At 41.2% G+C, this 21,992-nt stretch carries 20 protein-coding genes; 4 read left to right on the forward strand and 16 right to left on the reverse strand.

The features are described from left to right. Window positions 1-23: 23 nt before the first annotated feature. The gene (rppH, locus tag NH454_RS01880) at window positions 24-542 is read right to left on the reverse strand and encodes an RNA pyrophosphohydrolase (RefSeq protein WP_138557318.1); all 519 of its coding nucleotides are present in this window, start codon (window positions 540-542) and stop codon (window positions 24-26) included. 540 nt (window positions 543-1,082) lie between these two features. Between rppH and mutH the strand changes: the two genes are divergently transcribed. Next, a complete protein-coding gene (gene mutH / locus NH454_RS01885) occupies window positions 1,083-1,754 on the forward strand; it encodes a DNA mismatch repair endonuclease MutH (RefSeq protein ID WP_063707194.1) in 672 nt (223 codons plus the stop codon). A 48-nt stretch (window positions 1,755-1,802) separates the two neighbouring features. Here mutH and eno read toward each other — a convergent pair whose 3' ends face one another. The 5 genes from eno to rlmD all read right to left on the reverse strand — a co-directional run bounded on the left by eno (window position 1,803) and on the right by rlmD (window position 9,300). Next, window positions 1,803-3,101, reverse strand: a complete 1,299-nt coding sequence (gene eno, locus NH454_RS01890) for a phosphopyruvate hydratase (protein ID WP_138557317.1) — start codon at window positions 3,099-3,101, stop codon at window positions 1,803-1,805. A gap of 113 nt (window positions 3,102-3,214) precedes the next feature. Then, window positions 3,215-4,849: a CTP synthase gene (locus NH454_RS01895; protein WP_063529466.1), complete on the reverse strand. Its 1,635-nt coding sequence runs from the start codon at window positions 4,847-4,849 to the stop codon at window positions 3,215-3,217. 157 nt (window positions 4,850-5,006) lie between these two features. Next, window positions 5,007-5,807 carry a nucleoside triphosphate pyrophosphohydrolase gene (mazG, locus tag NH454_RS01900; protein WP_235382535.1) on the reverse strand — a complete coding sequence of 267 codons (801 nt, stop codon included), beginning with the start codon at window positions 5,805-5,807 and terminating at the stop codon, window positions 5,007-5,009. Continuing rightward, a complete protein-coding gene (gene relA, locus NH454_RS01905; protein ID WP_135923796.1) occupies window positions 5,807-7,966 on the reverse strand; it encodes a GTP diphosphokinase in 2,160 nt (719 codons plus the stop codon). The genes mazG and relA overlap by 1 nt, the downstream gene beginning before the upstream one ends. A gap of 8 nt (window positions 7,967-7,974) precedes the next feature. Next, window positions 7,975-9,300, reverse strand: a complete 1,326-nt coding sequence (gene rlmD, locus NH454_RS01910) for a 23S rRNA (uracil(1939)-C(5))-methyltransferase RlmD (protein WP_235382534.1) — start codon at window positions 9,298-9,300, stop codon at window positions 7,975-7,977. A gap of 80 nt (window positions 9,301-9,380) precedes the next feature. On the opposite strand from rlmD, the gene barA reads away from it, so the two are divergent. Genes barA through NH454_RS01925 form a run of 3 tightly spaced genes read left to right on the forward strand, consistent with a single transcriptional unit; the run spans window position 9,381 to window position 12,999 of the window. Beyond that, entirely contained in the window at window positions 9,381-12,143 is a 2,763-nt protein-coding gene (gene barA, locus NH454_RS01915; protein WP_235382560.1) for a two-component sensor histidine kinase BarA, read from the forward strand. A 40-nt stretch (window positions 12,144-12,183) separates the two neighbouring features. Next, window positions 12,184-12,660, forward strand: coding sequence for an energy transducer TonB (locus NH454_RS01920; protein ID WP_235382533.1), 477 nt, complete (start codon window positions 12,184-12,186; stop codon window positions 12,658-12,660). A 12-nt stretch (window positions 12,661-12,672) separates the two neighbouring features. After that, a complete protein-coding gene (locus NH454_RS01925; protein WP_235382532.1) occupies window positions 12,673-12,999 on the forward strand; it encodes a hypothetical protein in 327 nt (108 codons plus the stop codon). A 69-nt stretch (window positions 13,000-13,068) separates the two neighbouring features. Here the strand turns inward: NH454_RS01925 and pdxJ are convergent, their stop codons facing one another. The 10 genes from pdxJ to rpoE all read right to left on the reverse strand — a co-directional run bounded on the left by pdxJ (window position 13,069) and on the right by rpoE (window position 21,588). Then, window positions 13,069-13,800, reverse strand: coding sequence for a pyridoxine 5'-phosphate synthase (pdxJ, locus tag NH454_RS01930; protein ID WP_054554340.1), 732 nt, complete (start codon window positions 13,798-13,800; stop codon window positions 13,069-13,071). Window positions 13,801-13,843: 43 nt separating this feature from the next. After that, a complete protein-coding gene (recO, locus tag NH454_RS01935; protein ID WP_135923793.1) occupies window positions 13,844-14,530 on the reverse strand; it encodes a DNA repair protein RecO in 687 nt (228 codons plus the stop codon). Between the two features lie 16 nt (window positions 14,531-14,546). After that, complete coding sequence (era, locus tag NH454_RS01940; RefSeq protein WP_135923792.1) at window positions 14,547-15,479, reverse strand: GTPase Era; 933 nt, start codon at window positions 15,477-15,479, stop codon at window positions 14,547-14,549. Next, window positions 15,469-16,146, reverse strand: a complete 678-nt coding sequence (rnc, locus tag NH454_RS01945) for a ribonuclease III (RefSeq protein ID WP_135923791.1) — start codon at window positions 16,144-16,146, stop codon at window positions 15,469-15,471. Before rnc ends, era begins: the two co-directional genes overlap by 11 nt. Window positions 16,147-16,148: 2 nt before the next feature. Continuing rightward, a complete protein-coding gene (gene lepB / locus NH454_RS01950; protein ID WP_135923790.1) occupies window positions 16,149-17,084 on the reverse strand; it encodes a signal peptidase I in 936 nt (311 codons plus the stop codon). A gap of 26 nt (window positions 17,085-17,110) precedes the next feature. After that, window positions 17,111-18,898 (reverse strand): translation elongation factor 4, encoded by a 1,788-nt coding sequence (gene lepA / locus NH454_RS01955; protein WP_135923789.1) that lies wholly within the window; start codon window positions 18,896-18,898, stop codon window positions 17,111-17,113. A gap of 69 nt (window positions 18,899-18,967) precedes the next feature. Then, window positions 18,968-19,417, reverse strand: coding sequence for a SoxR reducing system RseC family protein (locus NH454_RS01960; RefSeq protein WP_135923788.1), 450 nt, complete (start codon window positions 19,415-19,417; stop codon window positions 18,968-18,970). Window positions 19,418-19,420: 3 nt separating this feature from the next. After that, window positions 19,421-20,374 carry a MucB/RseB C-terminal domain-containing protein gene (locus NH454_RS01965; RefSeq protein WP_135923787.1) on the reverse strand — a complete coding sequence of 318 codons (954 nt, stop codon included), beginning with the start codon at window positions 20,372-20,374 and terminating at the stop codon, window positions 19,421-19,423. A 4-nt stretch (window positions 20,375-20,378) separates the two neighbouring features. Next, window positions 20,379-21,005 carry an RseA family anti-sigma factor gene (locus NH454_RS01970; protein ID WP_235382530.1) on the reverse strand — a complete coding sequence of 209 codons (627 nt, stop codon included), beginning with the start codon at window positions 21,003-21,005 and terminating at the stop codon, window positions 20,379-20,381. A gap of 1 nt (window position 21,006) precedes the next feature. Then, window positions 21,007-21,588 carry an RNA polymerase sigma factor RpoE gene (gene rpoE, locus NH454_RS01975; RefSeq protein ID WP_036969086.1) on the reverse strand — a complete coding sequence of 194 codons (582 nt, stop codon included), beginning with the start codon at window positions 21,586-21,588 and terminating at the stop codon, window positions 21,007-21,009. Window positions 21,589-21,992 lie beyond the last annotated feature (404 nt).

Below are 21,992 nucleotides of genomic sequence, written 5' to 3' on the forward strand. Positions count from 1 at the left end.
CTATAATTTAGATAAGGCAGGCCTTATCGTTTTTGTCGCCAATGATCTTTTTGTTGCTCTCGTTTATTAAACGGCATTGCAAACGGAGCAAACTCTTTCATTACTCGACGATATACATCGCGCTTAAACGAAACAACTTGCCTAACCGGATACCAATAACTCACCCATCGCCAATCATCAAACTCGGGGTGATGAGTTTTAAGTAAATCTACATCTTCATCTTTACAACGAAGTTTCAGTAAAAACCATTTTTGTTTTTGCCCAATACACACAGGACTTGAGTCTCTGCGAATTAAACGTTTGGGTAGTTTATAGCGTAACCAATGTTTTGAACTTGCGACGATCTCGACGTCTTCAGGAAGCAAGCCCACTTCTTCGTGTAATTCTCTGTACATGGTTTGCTCTGCTGTTTCACCATCGTCCACACCACCTTGGGGAAATTGCCAAGAGTGTTGACCATAACGACGAGCCCAAAATACTTGTCCCTGATTATTGCAAATTACAATTCCGACATTGGCACGAAAACCTTCGGCATCAATCACCTTAGTGCCTCATTTGTAAGTCGATTTTTATTGATTGTTCCACATAACCCGCGATACAGCAAACACTTTACACCCAAGCATAAAGGAGATTTAAAATAACTCATTTAACACGCCCATTTAATCAAGGTGTTACAAAGCTATTTTGATAAAAATACGCTGTTTGAATAAAATAACTATTTACAACCTCTTTTTTACCATCTTACCCACAGCTTGTGCATAACTTTTATAAAACATGCCTAATTTGCAAACAAATCCACAATCCACAGTTGAAATATCCACTTTCTCCACAGAAACTGTGGATAAACATGTTTATATATCTGTATTTATACAAACAACTAATCACTTAATATCGAAGCACAACGCAACAAAACAACTAAAACATATAAATTTCAACTGGTTATACAATCAAGCCCACATATTCCACTGGTTATTTTTAGCTCACACTTAACATGCGCAAAAAACACCCAAACACAAAGATATCCACTAAGGCGCGCATTTGCTATCATGAACCGGTTAATTAGACAATCAAATAAACGCCTTATGCGACCAATAAAACCAGCCTCAGTAAACGAATTAATGCAACGTGTTGATGCTATTGCCGGCCTTACCCTTGGGCAATTAGCTGAGCAATACCAATTTAAAACACCTGACGATTTACTGCGTGAAAAAGGCTGGACAGGGCAACTTATCGAATATGTGCTTGGCGCAACAGCAGGCTCAAAACCAACACCTGATTTTGAAGAGTTAGGAATTGAATTAAAAACACTGCCTATTTCGTTTAAAGGCAAACCACTCGAAACAACCTTTGTGTCAGTTACGCCGCTATTAAATGTTACAGGGATGACTTGGCAGCAAAGTACGGTTCGTAAAAAATTAAATCATGTTTTATGGTTACCGATTTTAGGCGAACGCGAAATACTGCCTTTTCACCGTACCATAGGCAGCGGCTTTTTATGGCAGCCAAGCGCAGAGCAAGATGCCCTTTTACAGCGTGATTGGGAAGAACAAATGGAGCTAATCGCCCTTGGTCGCGTAGATGAAATTTCGGGGCACTTAGGTGATGTAATGCAAATAAGGCCAAAAGCTGCCAATAGCAAAGCGCTAACTGATGCAATTGGCCCGAATGGCCAGATAGTACAAACCTTACCTCGCGGCTTTTATCTAAAAACAAGCTTCACCGGCGAGATCCTAAAACAGCAATTTCAGCTATAAAAAAACCTCCCGTAGGAGGTTTTTAAAGTCTCAATGAGCTAAGCCAAATTACTGACCTTTAACTTCTTTAAGACCATTGTAAGGTGCTTTTTCACCTAGTACTTCTTCAATGCGAAGTAATTGGTTGTACTTAGCAATACGGTCAGAACGGCTTAATGAACCCGTTTTGATTTGACCTGCCGCAGTACCTACTGCTAAATCAGCAATTGTTGCATCTTCTGTTTCACCTGAACGGTGTGAGATAACAGCTGTGAAGCCAGCATCTTTAGCCATCTTGATAGCAGCAAGCGTTTCAGTTAATGAACCGATTTGGTTGAACTTGATAAGGATTGAGTTAGCAATACCGTTATCAATACCACGCTTTAAGATCTTCGTGTTAGTTACGAAAAGGTCATCACCAACTAATTGTACTTTGTCGCCAATAAGTTTTGTTTGGTGAGCAAAACCATCCCAATCAGACTCGTCTAAGCCATCTTCAATTGAAACAATTGGGTATTGCTCTGTCAGATCTTTAAGGAAGTGGTTAAACTCTTCAGAAGTAAATTTTTTACCTTCGCCTTTAAGGTCATAGATATTAGCTTCTTTGTCGTAGAACTCAGATGCCGCACAGTCTAATGCTAGCGTGATGTCTTTACCAAGCTCGTAACCTGCATTTGCAACAGCTACTTTAATTGCTGCAAGTGCCGCTTCGTTTGACTCAAGGTTAGGAGCAAAACCACCTTCGTCACCAACTGATGTAGAGTGACCTTCAGCTTTAAGTACTTTTGCTAGGCTGTGGAATACTTCAGCGCCCATACGTAACGCTTCACGGAAGTTTTTAGCGCCAACTGGCTGGATCATGAATTCTTGAATATCAACAGAGTTATCAGCGTGCTCACCACCATTGATGATGTTCATCATAGGTAATGGCATTGAGTAAACACCTGGTGTGCCGTTAAGGTCTGCAATGTGCTCATAAAGCTCAACGCCTTTTGAGTTTGCAGCCGCTTTAGCTGTTGCTAAAGACACAGCTAAGATAGCGTTAGCACCTAGTTTTTCTTTGTTTTCAGTACCATCTAAGTCAAGCATTACTTGGTCAACCGCTTTTTGATCAACTGCGTTTTGACCTTTAAGCGCTTCAGCGATTTCGTTGTTGATATAGCCTACTGCTTTTAAAACACCTTTACCTAGGTAACGTGCTTTATCACCATCACGTAATTCAAGCGCTTCGCGAGTACCTGTTGATGCACCAGACGGTGCTGCAGCACGGCCCCATGAACCATCAGCTAAATGTACATCAGCTTCAACAGTTGGGTTACCACGCGAGTCCATGATTTCGCGACCAATCACTTTTACGATTTCTGACATCTTGATTCCTCTTTTCCCGAAAATGGTGAGTTAGTGCCAATTTTATTAATTATCCTTAATGCCATTGGCTTATTAAAACAAATAAGCCGTGCATAAAGCACGGCCTATTAAAATTACGATGACGCTTTTTGGTGAGTGTGTGCAGCTGCGACAAACCCTTCAAATAGCGGGTGACCATCACGTGGTGTTGACGTGAATTCCGGGTGGAATTGCGCGGCAATAAACCAAGGGTGATCTTTATTCTCGATAATTTCGACTAATTTCTTATCTTCAGATAAACCAGTGAAACTTAAGCCTGCTTTTTCAAGCTGCTCTACGTAGTGATTATTCACTTCGTAACGGTGACGGTGACGTTCAACAATCTCGTCGCTACCGTACACTTCGCTTACTTTAGAGCCTGGTGTTAAATGACACTTCTGTGCGCCTAAACGCATAGTACCACCTAAGTCAGATTGCTCATCACGCACTTCAACGTTACCGTCAGCATCTTGCCACTCTGTGATTAGACCAACCACAGGATGTGCAGATTTAGCGTTAAACTCGGTTGAGTTTGCATCTTCAAGGCCTGCAACGTTACGCGCATATTCAATAAGCGCTACTTGCATACCTAAACAAATGCCTAAGTAAGGAACTTTGTTTTCACGTGCATATTTAGCCGCTAAGATCTTACCTTCAACACCACGACCGCCGAAGCCACCTGGTACTAAGATAGCGTCAAGGTGAGAAAGTAACTCAGTACCTTTGCTTTCTAAGTCTTGTGAATCAACGTATTCGATGTTCACGGTTAAACGGTTTTTCAGACCTGCATGCTTTAATGCTTCGTTTACTGATTTATACGCATCTGGTAGTTCGATGTATTTACCAACCATACCAATTGTCACTTCACCTGTTGGGTTAGACTCTTGATATAACACTTGTTCCCACTCAGATAAATCTGCTTCTGGGCACTCAAGATAGAAACGACGACATACGAAGTTATCTAATTCTTGTGACTTAAGTAACGCTGGGATCTTATAGATGCTTTCTACGTCTGGTAATGAAATAACAGCTTTCTCTTCAACGTTAGTGAAAAGTGCGATTTTCGCGCGCTCGTTATTTGGTAGTTTACGATCAGAACGACAGATTAAGATATCTGGTTGGATACCAATCGAACGTAATTCTTTTACAGAATGTTGTGTTGGCTTAGTTTTAACTTCACCTGCAGGGCCTAAGAATGGCACAAGCGTTAGATGGATAAACAATGCGCGCTCACGGCCAATTTCAGTGCCAAGCTGACGAATTGCTTCTAAGAATGGTTGTGACTCGATGTCACCAACTGTACCGCCAATTTCAACGATTGCTACATCGCGACCTTCAGCACCGTCGTATACACGTTGCTTAATGTCGTTTGTGATGTGTGGAATAACCTGAATTGTTGCACCAAGGTACTCACCACGACGCTCACGTCGTAATACATCTTCATAAACACGACCTTGTGTGAAGTTGTTGCGGCTAGTCATCTTGGTACGGATGAAACGCTCATAGTGACCTAAGTCAAGGTCAGTCTCTGCACCGTCTTCAGTTACAAATACTTCACCGTGCTGAATTGGGCTCATAGTGCCTGGGTCAACGTTAATGTAAGGATCCAGCTTTAAAATAGTCACGTTAAGACCACGTGCTTCTAAAATAGCGGCTAATGACGCTGCTGCAATACCCTTACCCAACGAAGAAACAACCCCGCCAGTTACGAAGATAAATTTTGTACTCATGCGAACCCTAGAATATCAGGAATTAAAAGGAATAATATAGAATCAAGACGGGGCGATATTGTAGCAAAGGCACTGCTATCAATCCAGATAAAATTAGCAAATAAGTGCACAAAAAACGAGCTTAACCATACTGTACCCAACCTGTTCTACAACACACTCATTTTAACTGCTTTTTAATGGCTTCCCATGCGTTGTCCATTTCTTCAAGACTAGCCGTTTCTAAACTTTGGCCACGCTCCTGTAAATAAGCGGCTACTTTTTCAAAGCGTGACGCGAACTTAGCATTGGCACTTCGTAATAATTGCTCTGGATCGCGCTTGATATGACGCGCTACATTGACCGTAGCAAACAGTAAATCGCCAATTTCTTCGGCGCTGTGCTCAGAATGTGGATCATGAGCCAGCGCTTCTTTTACTTCGTCTACTTCTTCTGCAACTTTATCAAGTGCCCCATGATAGCTTGGCCAATCAAACCCTAGGCTTGCCACACGCTGTTGAATTTTCTTCGCTTTTGACAGTCCCGGCATCGCATCAGGTATATCTTGCCAAAGGCTCATTTGTGGTGAGGCTGATTTTTCTGCTCGCTCTTGTGCTTTTATAGCCTGCCACTGAGCTGAAAGTTCAGCATCCGAGAGAGCACTTTGCTCTGCAAAGACATGGGGATGACGACGCACTAATTTATCATTAAGCGTATTAGCCACATCGGCAAAATCAAATAACCCCTGCTCTTTAGCAAGCTGAGCATAAAAAATAACTTGAAACAGTAAATCGCCAAGCTCACTTTTAAGCTCAGTAAGCTCACCTTTTTCAATGCAGTCTGCTACTTCGTAAGCTTCTTCAAGGGTGTGCGGCACAATCGATTTAAAATCTTGTTTTAAATCCCACGGGCACCCAGATTCTGGGTCCCGTAGTTTGGCCATAATCGCTAGCGACTGCTCAATGGCATGTTTATCACTCATTACGAATGACCACGCTTTGCTTCATGGACACCTTCAATTTGGTGTAACTTCGACAATAAGCGGTTGGTGCTTGATAAGTCATGAACTTCAACCTGCATTGAAAACAGTGCAAGTTGCTTATCTTCAACCGTGTTAACGTTCATGTTCAGCACATTTACTTTTTCGTTTGCAAGTACTGAGCTGATATCTCGAATTAGCCCAGAACGATCGGTGGCTTCAACTTTAATAGTTAATGAGTACGAGCCATTTACATCGTCTGACCAGCTTACTGATATCACTCGCTCTGGGTGTTTATCACGTAGTTTTTCGAACGAATCACAATCTTCACGGTGAACCGCAATCCCTCGACCTTGGGTGATATAACCAATAATTTCATCGCCTGGCACAGGTCGGCAGCATTTTGCTACGTGGCTCATTAAACTACCTACCCCATCAACAACGATACCGTTTTTATCGCCGGTGACACTTTTCGGCTTTTTAAACTTAATTTGTGGCTCGTCATCATCACGGTCACTAATAAAGTTTAATAACTGATTTAAACGAACATCCCCAGCACCAACAGCTACCATTAAATCTTCAAGGCCACGCAAATTAAAGCGCTCGATTGCTGGCGCCAGATCTTTAGTTGTTAGATCTAACTTTTGTAGCTCAGTCTCTAAAATTTCTTTACCCGCGCTTAAATTTTTATCTCGGTCTAGTTGCTTAAACCAATGATGTATTTTAGAGCGTGCTCGTGACGACTTGATATAACCTAGTGATGGATTTAACCAATCACGACTTGGGTTGGCCTGCTTTTGAGTTAAAATTTCAACCTGATCCCCGGTACTTAACTGGTAAGTGAAAGGCACAATCTTGCCAAACACTTTTGCACCAATACAGCGGTGACCTACATTTGAGTGAATGTAATAGGCAAAATCAAGCGGTGTCGCACCCAGTGGTAAATCATAAATATCTCCTTTGGGTGTGAACACATAAACGCGGTCTTCTACTACTTGGTTTTTAAGCTCTTCGGCTAAGTCACTGCCATCAACAACTTCTTCTTGCCATTGCAGTAGTTTGCGCAACCAGCTAATTTTTTGTTCATAGCCCGAACCTCGCCCAGGTAGCGCTCCCTCTTTATACATCCAGTGCGCAGCTACACCTAACTCTGCATCTTGATGCATTTCGCTAGTACGAATTTGAATTTCGACGGTTTTACCTTCAGGGCCAAAAACCACGGTATGGATTGACTGATAGCCGTTTTGCTTAGGTGTTGCGATGTAATCATCAAATTCTTTATTCAAATGACGCCAATTGGTATGCACAATACCTAATGCGGCGTAACAGTCTTGCAAGCGTTCCACCACAATACGCATAGCACGAATATCAAAAAGCTGATCAAACTCGTAGTTTTTCTGCGCCATTTTTTTATAAATGCTGTAGATATGCTTAGGACGGCCATACACTTCACCTTCAATGCCTGCTTCAGCTAGTTTTGACTTTACTAAAGCAACCATATTTTCCATGTAAGCTTCACGAGCAAGGCGCTTATCATCAAGCTGTTTTGCAATGTTTTTATAGGTATCTGGGTGCAAATAACGGAACGATAAGTCTTCAAGCTCCCACTTAAGTTGACCAATCCCTAAACGGTTAGCCAGCGGAGCAAAAATATCACGTGTTTCTTTGGCGGCAATAACGCGCTCTTCTTCACTGGCGTCTTTAACATCACGCAAGTGACATACTTGTTCTGCGAGTTTAATCACCACGGCGCGCACATCTTCAACCATGGCTAATAGCATACGGCGGATATTATCGATTTGTACTGTACCTTTACCTTGATGGGCTAAGGTACTAATGGTGGCCATTTGGCTTACGCCGGTCAGTAATAACGCAACGTGATTACCTAACTTTTCGGTGACTGTCTCAATTGAGATTTTTTCGGCTAAAAAGTAAGGGGTCAAAAATGCGGTTGCCAGCGAATCAGCGTCTAAGTTCAGCTCGGCTAAAATTTCCACCATTTCGATTGCGGTATTTTCACGTTTTGCATCGTCACAATGCTGGCACAAATCATGAGCCTGCTTTAATAGGATTTGTTTATCTTCTGTTAGCGCTAACAGCTCGATACGGCTGGCAAAATCACTCGGCTTTGTAAGCTGATGTGACTGTCTAGTGGCTACCATAGTGCGCTTTACCTCCTGTGAAATAACGCCATCGTTTCAATATGCCCGGTATGCGGGAACATATTCATTAGCCCTATTTTCTTAATGCTAAAGCCTGCTTGTAAAATAATCGCACTGTCACGGGCTAAAGTAACAGGATCACAAGAGACGTATAAAATCGTTTTAAACTGGGTTAGTGGTAACTGCTCTAAAATGGCCATCGCCCCAGTGCGTGACGGGTCAAGGACTAACACATCAAAATCATCACTAAACCAAGCTGCTGATTTCATTGGCTGTGTTAAATCAAAACAGTAAAAATCGGTATTCGACAAAGAGTTAGTTTGCGCATTTTGTTTGGCTAATGCAACCGCAGAATCAACACCTTCAACACCAATAACATATTTAGCATACTTTGCCATTAATAGTGAAAAGTTACCAATGCCGCAAAATAAATCCAACACTTGTTCACTACCTTGAAGTTCTAACCACTCTTTTGCTTGATGCAGCATCGCTTGGTTCACTTGCGGGTTAACTTGAATAAAGTTTTCAAGACCAAACTCAAAGCGTAAATCATAAGCTGGTATCTGGTAGTACGGCATAGGGAAATCACTGTGATTAATTTCACCACTTTGTGATTGCCATACCACGCACCAGCTGTATTCATTACACGCTGATTCTACGATTGTTTTTAACTCGTTATTAATTGCCTTAGTATGCCTAACAACCACAAAAGCCGCGTTATCAGCTTCGCATAATTGTAAGTGGCTAATACTACCTAGACCTGAATGACTGTTGATAAGAACATCAAACACAGCAAATACTTCTTTGAAAGTGCTTGTAAGCACATCGCAGTTTTCAATACTCACCAATTGCTTAGAGCCTTGAGCTCGATAACCTACACGCATTTTTTTGGCGGATTTGTCGTGCATTACTGCAATACGCGCAGAGCGACGATAATGATGCTCATCACTCAGTAAAGGCGCTTGCCAGTTTAAGTTATCAGCTTTGGCAAATTTACTAAACAACTGACTTACCGCTGCTTGCTTTTCTACGAGCTGTTGTTTTGCATCGAGGTGTTGTAACTGACAACCACCGCATACCTGATAATGTTGGCAAAAAGGAGTAACCCTATGCTCTGAGGCTGATAGCACTTTTTTACAATCAGCACAGGCAAAACGTGCCTTATCTTCTATCAACAGTGCTTTTACTTCTTCGCCCGGCAAAGCACCATTAACAAAACAAACTTTACTCCCTTGTTTAGCAACGCCTCGACCTTGATGATCCATAGCGGTGACAGACAGGGTTAGCATTTTTTGTGAAACGGATTTCTTTTTGGCTTTGAAAATCTGTGCCATTGGGCAACACCTTAATTATTGATAAAGCAGAAGTAAGTATATACTCTTAAACAACGATAATAATGATAACAACATTCTTTATGACTAAATTTGGCTTACGTGACTCAGTCTTAACTCTCACTTTAATACCGACTGTGATCATAGGCTTGTTGCTGGGCGGTTATTTTACAATAAATCGTTACATTGAGCTCGATGAAATTTTATATCAACAAGGTGTGACAATAATTGAGCCGCTGGCTATAGCGGTTGAACAACCCTTGCTCAAGCGTGATAAACCGCTATTAACACGCCTAGTTAGTCATACCCATAACAAGCACTCCCCTGCTATTCAATCAATTGCTATTTTTGATGAGAACAATGAGCTTGTCATTTTTAGTAAATATCAAAGTGAGTTCAAAGAGTTTATAACCGATAACTCAGCGTCACTAGACGGTATTATTGTCAAAAATTCAGAGCACTACTTAACGTTTAAAACTGCCATTGTTAATCATAGTCGCCAAGATTCGATTTGGAACCACCATAGTTACCAAGCTTCATTGGGAACTGTGGTTATCATGCTCAACAAACAACAGGCTATCATTGGTCAGCAACGCGCACTGCTTATAAGTGGCATTGTCATTATTTTAGCCTTAGTACTGGCGACTATTTTGGCATTTAGACTTACCCGTATGTTTGTTCAACCACTGAATAAGTTAGTACTTGCTACCGACAGGTTAATAGAAGGTAAAGTAGATACCGGTCTTGATAAAAAAATGTTTGGAGAGTTTGAGTTACTCAGAGAAGGCCTTAATACGATTTCGCAAACCATGGTCATGCAACGTGACGAAATGCAAAAACACATTGACCAAGCAACCTCTGATTACCGCGAAACACTCGAACAGTACGAAACCCAAAATATCCAGTTAAGTATCGCCAAAAAAGACGCGCAAGATGCTAACCGAGTAAAATCAGACTTCTTAGCCAAGATGAGTCATGAATTACGTACGCCTTTAAATGGTGTAATTGGTTTTACACGCCAGCTTTATAAAACCCCGCTAAATAAGCATCAAAAAGATTATCTTGATACCATTGAGCTGTCGGCCAACAGTTTATTGACCATTATTAGTGATATTTTGGACTTTTCTAAATTAGAAGCCGGTGCCATGGAGCTAGAATCAATGCAATTCCAGCTGCGTGACAATATCAATGAAGTTTTAACTTTATTGGCACCGAGCGCTCATGAAAAGCAACTTGAGCTATCAATTTTTATTCATCCACAAGTGCCTGATAACCTGACCGGTGACCCGACTCGCTTTAAACAAATCTTAATAAACTTGTTGAGTAACGCGATTAAATTCACTGAAAAAGGGTCGATTAAAGTAGATGTTGGCTACCGCTTGCTCGATGAAGAGCGCGCCTCAATTTTGGTCTCAGTGACTGATACAGGTGTAGGTATTCCTATGGATAAACAAGATGCGTTATTCACACCATTTGGCCAAGCAGACTCAAGTATTACTCGTAAATTTGGTGGTACTGGGCTTGGTTTAATCATCACTAAACATATTGTTGAAGCGATGAACGGTCGCATAACGCTTAACTCAGCTCCTGGCAATGGCACCTGCTTTACATTTAATGCGGTATTTAGGACACCAAGCAATATAATTACCAGCGACTTACCTACTCAATCCTTAATTAATAAACGCGTGCTTTATTTAGAGCCGCATGAACACTCTCATCAAGCAACATTGTCGTTATTGAATGAATGGCAAATGCGAGTGACTGCGTGCACAGATGAAGAAAGTTTCTTAAACGAGATCAATAAAGATTTCAGCTATGACATCTGTATTATTGGCCATACCGCCACAATAGATGATATGCAGCAACTGAAAAGCTACGTGAAAGCAGTTCGCCCTGCGACTGATTATTTATATATTATGCTCAATACAGTGTCGCATAATATGCGTGAGGCATTTATCGGTAGTGGTGCTGATGCATGCCTTAGCAAGCCGCTTAATCACCGTAAACTGTGTGAAATATTGGCTGCACCTTATCGCCTTGACCACCCAGTACATAATATTGAACAGGGTGACGAAAAGCTTTTACCACTTAAAGTGTTGGTCGTTGACGACAATGACGCTAACTTAAAGCTTATTTGTACTCTTCTGGAAGAACAAATTGAGTTAATTGATACCGCCCATAATGGTTCTCAAGCCTACAGCTTAAGCAAAAGCCATAAATACGATTTAATATTTATGGATATTCAAATGCCAATCATGGATGGTATTACCGCTTGTAAACTTATTCGCGAATCATCACTCAATGAAGATACACCTATCATTGCAGTTACAGCGCACGCTTTGGCGGGTGAAAAAGAGCAACTGCTTAAAGATGGCTTTAAAGGTTACTTAACCAAGCCTATCGATGAAGATATGCTAAAACAAATCATCAGCGATCATAGCCCTCAATCACCTATTAATCGTGAGCGAAGTAAAGCAGCTGCCGTTCATTCGGAGCCACCATTTGAAAGCGCTCGTCTTGATTGGCAATTAGCACTACAACGCGCAGGCGGTAAAGAAGAACTAGCACTTGAAATGCTTAACATGCTATTACTGAGCGTGCCGGAGACCTTGCGCCTGCTCAATGAAGCTATAGAAAAAGAAGATTGCGAACATGTACTTAGCATTGTGCACAAGTTCCATGGCGCATGTTGTTATACCGGCGTACCAAAACTAAAATCACTTGCCGAAACTCTCGAAACAGCATTAAAAGGCGATTGCGATTTAAATTACATCGAGCCTGAACTGTTTGAGTTAATTGATGAGCTTAATAACTTGTTAAGCGATGCAGGTATGGTTGAGCAATAACGATAAAAAAACTCAATAAATTATATAAAGGAATATATTAATGAAAAACTATTTAATGCTAGCTAGCAGTTTGTTTGTATTTGGTTGCGCATCAACCGAAGAAAAACCAGTAAAATTAGAGTATGCGGATTTAGCTGTTAGCTATAATGAAATGGAGTCAGCAAAATGGCAACAGCTTGAACGCTTTCCTGCCAGATACCCAAAAAAAGCAGTTATCCAAGCAAAAGAAGGTTGCGCAACTATTGAGTATGTCATTACGCCACAAAATGAGATTAGAGATATTCAGGTAGTTACCTCAACTAACTCTGTATTTGCCGACGCAGCAAAAGATGTAATCACTAATTGGCACTGGAATGAGCTGGCGAAAAATATTACTGATAAAGCGGTGAAAACCCAAACTCGCTTTGACTTTTGTTTTGACACACCTGAGCAATCTTGCAAAGAGCTAAAACCTAACTATTCATGCCCTAGTTCAGATATTATTTATTCCACGGGTACACGCATAGTGAAGTATTAAAGGGAACTTGCTTTGTATTTTATCTTACTTATCGTCTTTAGTGCTGTTTCACTCACTTGGTTTTTCTTCCGCTATAAAAAACTAAGTATAGAAGCTAATAATTACGTAAAAACCAATTACACAGAGCAGTGGCAAACATACGAAAGCCAAGCCCGTTTGATGAAGGCAAAACCTAACTCGATGGTTTTTCATTCAGTTAAAAAAGGTGAATTGTCGGCCGTAGATGATGATGTTTTAAAAAGCTTTAAGAAAAAACATCAATATTTAGTGGCCCTACTCTGCCTATCGCCACTGTTATCATCCTACCTCTCAGAATTTATTGTTTACCTGAGTAAATAAAAAACGCGGCGGATATTATCTCCACCGCGTTCAGTATTCAAATTTGCTGGCTCTTATTAAAAGCGTCAGCTAAAGTCTTGCTTCAATCATTAAACGTTTCATATCGCTTACTGCTTTTTCTAAACCATCGATCGCTGCACGGGCAATAATTGCATGACCAATGTTTAACTCATAGATTTCTGGCATTGCCGCAATGGGTTTTACATTGTGATAATGAAGACCATGGCCGGCATTAACGATTAAACCTAGGCTATCAGCATATTGTACGCCGCTACGAATACGTTCAAGCTCAGTGTGAAGCTCTTCGTCATTCTCTGCATCGGCATAAGCACCTGTGTGAATTTCAACGTAAGGAGCATTACACGCTTTTGCAGCGTCAAGCTGCGCGTTGTCGGCATCAATAAATAACGAAACCTTAATTCCTGCTGCTGTCAGCTTTTCTGTTGCAGCTTTTACTTTTTCAAAGTTACCCACAACATCAAGGCCACCTTCTGTGGTGAGTTCTTCACGTTTTTCAGGCACTAAACACACATAAGCAGGTTTCACTTCAAGGGCGATGTCGATCATTTCATCGGTGACTGCAATCTCAAGATTCATACGTGTTTGAATCGTTTTTGCCATCACATATACGTCACGATCTTGAATATGACGACGGTCTTCACGCAAATGAATGGTGATACCATCTGCACCAGCATGCTCTGCAACAGCAGCGGCATGCGCAGGATCTGGGTAACTCGTGCCACGCGCTTGGCGTAAAGTGGCAATGTGATCAACGTTTACACCAAGAAGAATATCTTTCATTTTTTTACCTGTTTAAAACAACGATTCAAGGCTGAGTATCAGCCTACTTAATAAATAACTCACGGCTTTTTAATGGCTTTTTACCAAGTAAAGGCTTGAGTAGGTATCGACTTAATTGCTTAGCCATATATAACACATCAGGGGCGCTAAAGTCATGAGCCGCTATGGCATTTAATTGCTTTCCTGAAAAGCCACTATGGGGGTCGTCATGCAACAAAAAACCGTATTCAGCAAAGTACTGATAATTTGCTGCATCGTTTATTTCATCCCCTTGCGCATCAACGCTAAAATCAACACCGTAACCTAGCATCTCTAGCAGTTGAAACTCATATGAGCGCAGCACCGCTTGCAGGCTTTTAGTGGTCGACAACTCGTGTAAATGCTGTTTATAAAGATGATAAACACTTTCCATCGGCTCGTTGATTGGTACGATACGATTGGTTAATTCGTTCAAATAAAAACCACAATATAACTGGGTGCCAGTTAACATACTTTGCCCGCCATGGGGCTCAAAACGAGTGATGTATTTTAAATCAGACTTACCGCTGTATTGTACAAGCAGAGATTGGAAAGGTTGCAGTTGAGCTTTATGTTTAGTGGCCTGGCGACCACTAATACGAGCCAACATTCTCAGTTGACCAACGCCTTCTACCAGCATATCAAGCATAACTTGCGAGTCACTAAAAGGACGTCGATGCAGCAAGTATGCTGTGTAGAATTCGCTATCCATGGCGTGTAAGCTTTACTTAGTCTTCACCATAGCCAAGGCTACGTAGCGCACGTTCATCGTCAGCCCAACCAGATTTGACTTTTACCCACAGTTCTAAAAACACTTTGTTATCAAGCATTTCTTCAAGGTCTTTACGCGCTTCACGACCGATAACTTTTAGCTTTTCGCCCTTGTTACCGATCACCATACGTTTTTGTGTTTCGCGCTCAACCAAGATAAGGCCATTGATTTGCCAAACACCATTATCGAGCCATTTAAACTGTTCTATTTCTACCGTGACAGAATAAGGTAACTCATCACCCATAAAACGCATCAGCTTTTCACGGATAACTTCTGCCGACATGAATCGCATAGAGCGATCTGTCACGTAGTCCTCAGGGAAATAAAACTCGCAAAGAGGAAGACGCTTGGTTACTTCAGCTTTGATTAGTTCAATATTTTTACCCTGCTTAGCAGAAACAGGAATAATACCAACAAAGTCAAACTTTTCGCCCAAGAACTGCATGTGTGGCAGCACAAGATCGCGATCTTTTACTTGGTCGATTTTATTCATTACCAATAACACCGGACGACCACTTTGGCGTACTTTGTTAAGTACCATCTCATCGTCTTCGTTCCAGTGTGTTCCTTCAACCACAAAAATGATCAGTTCTACATCACCAATTGAACTTGATGCTGCTCTGTTCATTAAACGGTTAATGGCACGCTTTTCTTCTACGTGTAAACCCGGAGTGTCGACGTACACTGCTTGGTATTTACCTTCGGTATGAATACCCATAATACGGTGACGTGTAGTTTGCGGTTTACGCGAAGTAATCGACACCTTTTGCTCAACAATGTAGTTAAGTAAGGTCGATTTGCCCACATTTGGACGGCCTACAATGGCAATCATCCCGCAGTGTGTATCTAGCTCTGCAGGTGATTTAGAGATTAAATCATCAAGATTCATTTTTAAGTATCTTTAAGGCTTTTTCAGCGGCTTTTTGCTCTGCTTTACGACGCGAGCTACCCACTGAGATAATGCTATCCATCCCTTCAACAATACATTCAACCGTGAATGTTTGATTGTGCGCTTGGCCCTTTGTATCAATAACAGTGTAGCCTGGTAACGATAGTTTGCGCGCTTGTAAGTATTCTTGAAGTAATGTTTTCGGGTCTTTTTGGTTCAAACCTGGCGAAATTGCATCAAGGCGAGACTCATACCAGCTTAAAATAAGCTCTCCACATTGTTCAATGTTTGAGTCTAAGAACACCGCGCCAATAATCGCTTCAACAGCATCGGCAAGGGTTGATTCGCGGCGAAAACCGCCACTTTTCAATTCACCTGGGCCTAAGCGTAAGTAATCGCCCAAGCCAAATTCTAGGCCAAATTCAGCCAAGGTTTGTCCACGCACTAAGGTCGAGCGCATACGGCTTAAATCACCTTCACGTGCTTTTGGAAATTTATTATAAAGCGCATTAGCAATCACAAAACTCAAAATTGAATCGCCCAAAAACTCTAAGCGTTCATTATGTTGACCTTTATGACTGCGATGCGTCATTGCCTGCTCAAGCAACGCTTGATCAGTAAATGTATAACCTATTTTATTGTATAACTCTGTTACGTTTTTTTTCATCGTTACTGAATATTACCTAGGCGTTCAAAACGAACACCAGTTGGAACCCAGCTTGGTAAAAAGTCATCTGGGCCATTTTCAAATTCAAAACTCATCCATATAAAGACGGCTTTACCAACCAAGTTTTCTTTTGGTACAAAGCCCCAAAAGCGACTGTCTTGGCTATTATCACGGTTATCACCCATCATAAAATAATGATCGGCAGGAACCACCCACTCATCTGAGCGAGTACCCGGCTGCTGATAATAGCGGCCTTTCATTTCAGGCGCTTGCGGGTTAATCAAGATATTATGATTGACTGTGCTTAGACCTTCTTCTAAACGCACCAAATTCATTGAACCTTGTTTGAACTCATCGCTATTGAGGATTTCCATATCAATTTTATTGTATTCATTACACAGCAACTCACCCTGTTGCGTAGCACCTTCTTCACATTTTGGCTGAATATAAAGGTGCTTGTTGCGATAAACAATCTTATCGCCAGGTAGACCTATTGCTCGTTTAATGTAATCAACACGCTCATCAAGTGGGTATTTAAATACAACAATATCACCACGCTCTGGCTCGTTTACATCAACTAGCTGACTGCGCCAAACTGGGTCTTTAATGCCATATGAGTACTTTTGAACAAGAATAAAGTCACCCACAAGTAAAGTTGGCATCATCGAACCAGATGGAATTTGAAACGGTTCAAAAATAAATGAGCGGAAGATGGTGATTGCCGCAATCATCGGAAAAATTGATTTAGCCGTTTCAGTAATACTTGGCTCAGGCGCAATTAATGCAGCGGTTTCTTCATCTAAATCACCACCTGCGGCATTTTGAGCAAGGGCAATTCGCTGTTGACGCTTCGGCGCAAACATAAAGTGGTCAATTAACCAAATTAAACCTGAGCCAAGTGTTAACAACACTAAGAAAATTGAAAAATAACCCGCCATGCATTAATTCCTATATCTACTTCTTATTATTTACCAACTTTAAGGATAGCTAAGAATGCATCTTGAGGAACTTCAACGTTACCTAATTGCTTCATTCGCTTTTTACCTTCTTTTTGCTTCTGTAGTAGCTTTTTCTTACGGCTCACGTCACCACCGTAACATTTTGCGATTACGTTTTTGCGTAATTGCTTAACTGTTGTACGTGCAATCACATGCTGACCAATCGCTGCTTGAATCGCAATATCAAACTGCTGACGTGGGATCAGATCTTTTAGCGCTTCCGCTAACTGGCGACCACGTGACTGCGCAATATCACGGTGCACAATAATAGCAAGTGCATCAACACGCTCACCATTAATTAGTACATCAACACGCACCATGTCTGAAGCTTGGAAATGCTTAAAGTTATAATCAAGTGATGCAAAACCACGACTTGTTGATTTTAACTTATCAAAGAAGTCCATTACTACTTCAGCCATGGGTAATTCGTACGTCACCGCAACTTGCTTACCATGGTAGCTCATTTTAGTTTGCATACCACGCTTTTCAACACAAAGTGTAATTACGTTACCCAAAAACTCTTGCGGAACTAAGATGTTAGCTTCAACAATTGGCTCACGGATTTCAATAATATTGTTTACCGGTGGTAGGTCAGACGGGTTATCTATTTGTTTAGTTCCGTCTTTTGTTTCTACTTCGTAGATTACTGTTGGCGCAGTAGTAATAAGATCAATGTCGTACTCTCGCTCAAGACGTTCTTGAATGATTTCCATGTGTAGCATACCTAAGAAACCACAACGGAAACCAAAACCAAGTGCTGTTGAGTTTTCTGGTTCGAAGAATAACGACGCATCGTTCAAGCTTAGTTTATCAAGCGCATCACGGAATGATTCATAATCATCTGATGAGATTGGGAACATACCAGCATAAACCTGCGGTTTAATGCGTTGGAAGCCAGGTAAACGCTCAGGGGCAGAATTACGTTGAAGCGTGATAGTATCACCAACTGGTGCACCGTGGATTTCTTTAATACCCGCAATAACAAAACCTACTTCACCGGTTTTTAAGATACCCGTGTTGGTTTGTTTTGGAGTGAAAATACCCACTTTATCTGCGATATGAACTTGCTCATTCGACATGATCTTAATTTTATCGCCAGAGCGTAATTCACCGTGTTTGATACGTACTAATGATACAACGCCTTGATATGGGTCAAACCATGAGTCAATGATAAGCGCTTGTAGTGGCTTATCTTTGTCACCTACCGGTGGCGGAATATCTTTAACAATAACTTCTAATACTTCTTCAATACCAATACCTGTTTTAGCACTACATTGCACTGCATCTAGAGCATCGATACCGATAATATCTTCAATTTCTTCAGCTACACGAAGAGGGTCGGCTTGCGGTAAGTCGATTTTATTTAGAACTGGAATAACTTCTAAGTCCATTTCGATTGCTGTGTAGCAGTTTGCCAATGTTTGTGCTTCAACACCTTGGCCCGCATCTACAACCAATAATGCACCTTCACAGGCTGCAAGTGAACGCGATACTTCGTATGTAAAGTCAACGTGTCCTGGGGTATCGATGAAGTTTAACTGGTATGTTTCGCCGTCTTTAGCTTTATAATTTAGTGTTACACTTTGCGCTTTGATGGTAATACCACGCTCACGCTCAATGTCCATTGAGTCTAACACCTGCTGCTGCATTTCACGGTCTGTTAAACCACCACAAACTTGGATAAGACGGTCTGAGAGAGTCGATTTACCATGGTCAATATGGGCGATGATCGAAAAATTACGGATATGCTTCATAAACTGGATTCTAAACTTCTATATAAATGGACTAAGTGTATAAAGCGACAATTTTACATTTAATTGGCTTTAATCACCATCTATTTGAGTGAAAGGAATAGTAATTGGGTGAATTTTTATTACTTTTATATCGTGCTTGAGGCTCTTAACCCTTGATTTTGCTATTGCATAGCCCGTTAAGCCACCAATCACGGCTGCTAAAATTTGCCAGCCCTCAGGTAATGAAAAAGCGGCAAAAGCGATTAAAGCAAATCCCAAACTGAGTAAAAGTGGCAACATATACACAGCCATCGCATGTTTAACTAGATGACTATCATCAAGTGCTAAGGTCACTTTTTGACCGACTTTTAACTCGGAATCAAAGGTATAGGGGAAAGTTTTTTTGGCTGTTCCAAACAGTTTAGCGAATACTTGCGAGCCACATCGGCCATTACAGCCGGCACAGGCCTGTTTTTGCTCTGCTTCTAAGTTCGCTGTCGTGCCTTTAACCGACACGACAGTGAGTGTTTGTTCAATCATAATTTAAAGAGGTCGCGCTACCGACTCAGCTATAGCTTTGGCTGTCATAGCGGGAATATTACCAACAACCGATACATCAAAGCCACCGCCATTGTGAACATAAACCGTCGTTGCACCCGATGATAGTGCACCACTGGCTCGTTTGCCTGGTAAAGGTCTTTGAATAAACACAGATACTTCCACAAAACCATCAGAGTATAAGTAATAGTCTGTTAGTTCATTATTTAAGTCTAATTTGTGGCGATCTGACTTTAACAATTTGAATCCATCTGGCAACCAGCCAATATTCCAATTATTGCCAGCACCTTCAGATGCATTTTCAATCTCAGTGGTTGGCATAGCAGCAGGAAAACTACGGTTTTGCATTTCAAGTAGCATTGGCGCTGGCTGCTCGGTCACACTTATGTGAGTTAACTGTAATTGCTCCAACATTTCGCCTTTATGATCAACATAAGCAGACTTAAGTAGAAGCGATGATTCGGTATCAATCCAAATCCAGTAGTTAAATTTATGCTCATCTTTTGATTCAATACGCACTAACTGCGCTGAGCGACCTGCAATACGTCCTTTACCACCTAGCACAAAATCATAATGTGCACTTACGCGTTCAATATCTTTAAAAAGTACTTCAGGAATAGGCCCGGCAATAGTGTCGGTTTTGATTGTATAAGGCTGTGAGTGAGGCTCAAAATAAGTAACTTGTCCGTTAACTCTTGCCATCTCAAGCCCTGCACCATTAAGCAAGCTCAAATGTTCAAGCTCGATATCACCTTGTTTAGCATGCAACCAACGATAAGGTTCCATGGTTTGGCCTTTAACGACGACAAAAGATGCATCAAAGTTGCGGGTATGAACGGCATCAGCCATATTAAGTAATAATGCTTTGGCGGGGTTTTCATCACTGGCAAAAGCCGGAGCCATTAATGCCAGTGACAAAATAAAAGTAAACACTTTCATTTAATTAGTTTTTTTCCTCTTCTGCGTTTTCTGCAGTTTGTGAACTTTCCAGAGAATAGGCAACACGTGCTTGACGCTGATGCTCAAGAACTAATGCCCCTATACGCTGCTGTTGTAATTCACGTAAACCTTGCTCTGCGTTTTCAAGTGCAGGTTGTTCTGATGAATAGCTAACAGGTGACGCAACCCCCGTTAAAGGTGTTGTTTGTAAAAGTGGAATGTCACTTTCTGGTGATTCGGTGTTCTGCGGCAATGTTTGTACGCCCACAATCGCAAACATAGCAACACTTGCAGCAATTGCCACTTGGGCAAATGGACGACGCCAATTAAATGCTACAACGTTATCTGTGCCTGTTGCCGCCACGATTTCTTCGCTTTTTGGTGCTGTTGTTTTATTCGCGAAATCAGAGTAAACAGGTTCTTGCTCAAGTGATTCTGCCACTGCGTCTGCAATGTCGAAATTAAAAGCGTTATTATTTGCCTCAGCACGCATTACGTCACCGATCATCGCGTAACGACCAAATGTTGCTACATCGTCGTTAGTGATCGCTTGATCAGTTAACTGCTGCTCGCCGTCAAGTAACGCGGACAACTGCTCATTATCCAACTTGTTAACGTCTGCTTTTGTCATACTAAGACTCACCTATTAATGGATTCAATTTATTATCAATCGCCTCACGGGCACGAAATATACGCGAGCGTACCGTTCCCACAGGGCAATCCATAACCACGGCTATTTCTTCATAGCTCATCCCTTCAATTTCACGAAGGGTTATCGCGGTCTTCAGATCTTCAGGCAAACTATCAATCGTATTAAAAATTACAGCACGTACTTCGTCACTTAATAACAGGTTTTCAGGTGATGCGTTAGAACGCATAGCATCTGCACTGTCATAAAATTCGGCTTCTTCAGCATCAACATCGTTTGCGGGGGGCTTTCGGCCCTGCGCAACCAAGTAATTTTTAGCACAATTTACGGCGATACGGTATAACCAAGTATAAAAGGCGCTATCACCTCTAAAGTTAGGTAGAGCTCGATACGCTTTAATAAACGCCTCTTGCGCGACATCAGCGACATCACCTTGGTTCGACACATAACGTGAAATCAAACCTGCAATTTTGTTCTGATATTTTCTAACTAATAGGTTGAAGGCGTTTTTATCTCCTTGCTGGACCCTTTTAACTAACGCTAAATCCAAATCCTGCTCGCTCATTCGAGCCGGTACTCCTCTGTTTGATTCTTGCTTGCTATTCATATACTCGCCATTGTTTACACAAACTCTGACTGCAGCATGAATATAAAAGTTCAGTTTAAAATGATTTTTTTATAAAATAGCATGCAAATAAATTGAGTCATACCGATCTTATTACACAATAAGTTCAAATACTGCTGTTAAATCAACGGGTACATAAGTTCACTGTGAATTAAATAAATTTAAACAAACAGCCTAAAGTAGACTGTTTATATGACCTAAAACCTAATAAGATTGGTATAACATATTAAAATGACTAATAGTGTTACTGCAAATATGGTACATATACGTATACCACATAAAAAAATATTTGCTCAAACTTTTGGCACTACTAGCCGAGCATTGTAACCGCAAAGACCACAGAC

Origin of the sequence: Pseudoalteromonas sp. Ps84H-4 (assembly GCF_024124645.1) — a bacterium.
Lineage (GTDB): Bacteria > Pseudomonadota > Gammaproteobacteria > Enterobacterales > Alteromonadaceae > Pseudoalteromonas > Pseudoalteromonas lipolytica_C.

Bases quoted from the DNA above. Each gene is read 5' to 3' on its own strand.
- mutH (WP_063707194.1), top strand. From the start codon at position 1,083: ATGCGACCAATAAAACCAGCCTCAGTAAACGAATTAATGCAACGTGTT.
- eno (WP_138557317.1), bottom strand. From the start codon at position 3,101: ATGTCAGAAATCGTAAAAGTGATTGGTCGCGAAATCATGGACTCGCGT.
- NH454_RS01895 (WP_063529466.1), bottom strand. From the start codon at position 4,849: ATGAGTACAAAATTTATCTTCGTAACTGGCGGGGTTGTTTCTTCGTTG.
- mazG (WP_235382535.1), bottom strand. From the start codon at position 5,807: ATGAGTGATAAACATGCCATTGAGCAGTCGCTAGCGATTATGGCCAAA.
- relA (WP_135923796.1), bottom strand. From the start codon at position 7,966: ATGGTAGCCACTAGACAGTCACATCAGCTTACAAAGCCGAGTGATTTT.
- rlmD (WP_235382534.1), bottom strand. From the start codon at position 9,300: ATGGCACAGATTTTCAAAGCCAAAAAGAAATCCGTTTCACAAAAAATG.
- barA (WP_235382560.1), top strand. From the start codon at position 9,381: ATGACTAAATTTGGCTTACGTGACTCAGTCTTAACTCTCACTTTAATA.
- NH454_RS01920 (WP_235382533.1), top strand. From the start codon at position 12,184: ATGAAAAACTATTTAATGCTAGCTAGCAGTTTGTTTGTATTTGGTTGC.
- pdxJ (WP_054554340.1), bottom strand. From the start codon at position 13,800: ATGAAAGATATTCTTCTTGGTGTAAACGTTGATCACATTGCCACTTTA.
- recO (WP_135923793.1), bottom strand. From the start codon at position 14,530: ATGGATAGCGAATTCTACACAGCATACTTGCTGCATCGACGTCCTTTT.
- era (WP_135923792.1), bottom strand. From the start codon at position 15,479: ATGAATCTTGATGATTTAATCTCTAAATCACCTGCAGAGCTAGATACA.
- rnc (WP_135923791.1), bottom strand. From the start codon at position 16,146: ATGAAAAAAAACGTAACAGAGTTATACAATAAAATAGGTTATACATTT.
- lepB (WP_135923790.1), bottom strand. From the start codon at position 17,084: ATGGCGGGTTATTTTTCAATTTTCTTAGTGTTGTTAACACTTGGCTCA.
- lepA (WP_135923789.1), bottom strand. From the start codon at position 18,898: ATGAAGCATATCCGTAATTTTTCGATCATCGCCCATATTGACCATGGT.
- NH454_RS01960 (WP_135923788.1), bottom strand. From the start codon at position 19,417: ATGATTGAACAAACACTCACTGTCGTGTCGGTTAAAGGCACGACAGCG.
- NH454_RS01965 (WP_135923787.1), bottom strand. From the start codon at position 20,374: ATGAAAGTGTTTACTTTTATTTTGTCACTGGCATTAATGGCTCCGGCT.
- NH454_RS01970 (WP_235382530.1), bottom strand. From the start codon at position 21,005: ATGACAAAAGCAGACGTTAACAAGTTGGATAATGAGCAGTTGTCCGCG.
- rpoE (WP_036969086.1), bottom strand. From the start codon at position 21,588: ATGAGCGAGCAGGATTTGGATTTAGCGTTAGTTAAAAGGGTCCAGCAA.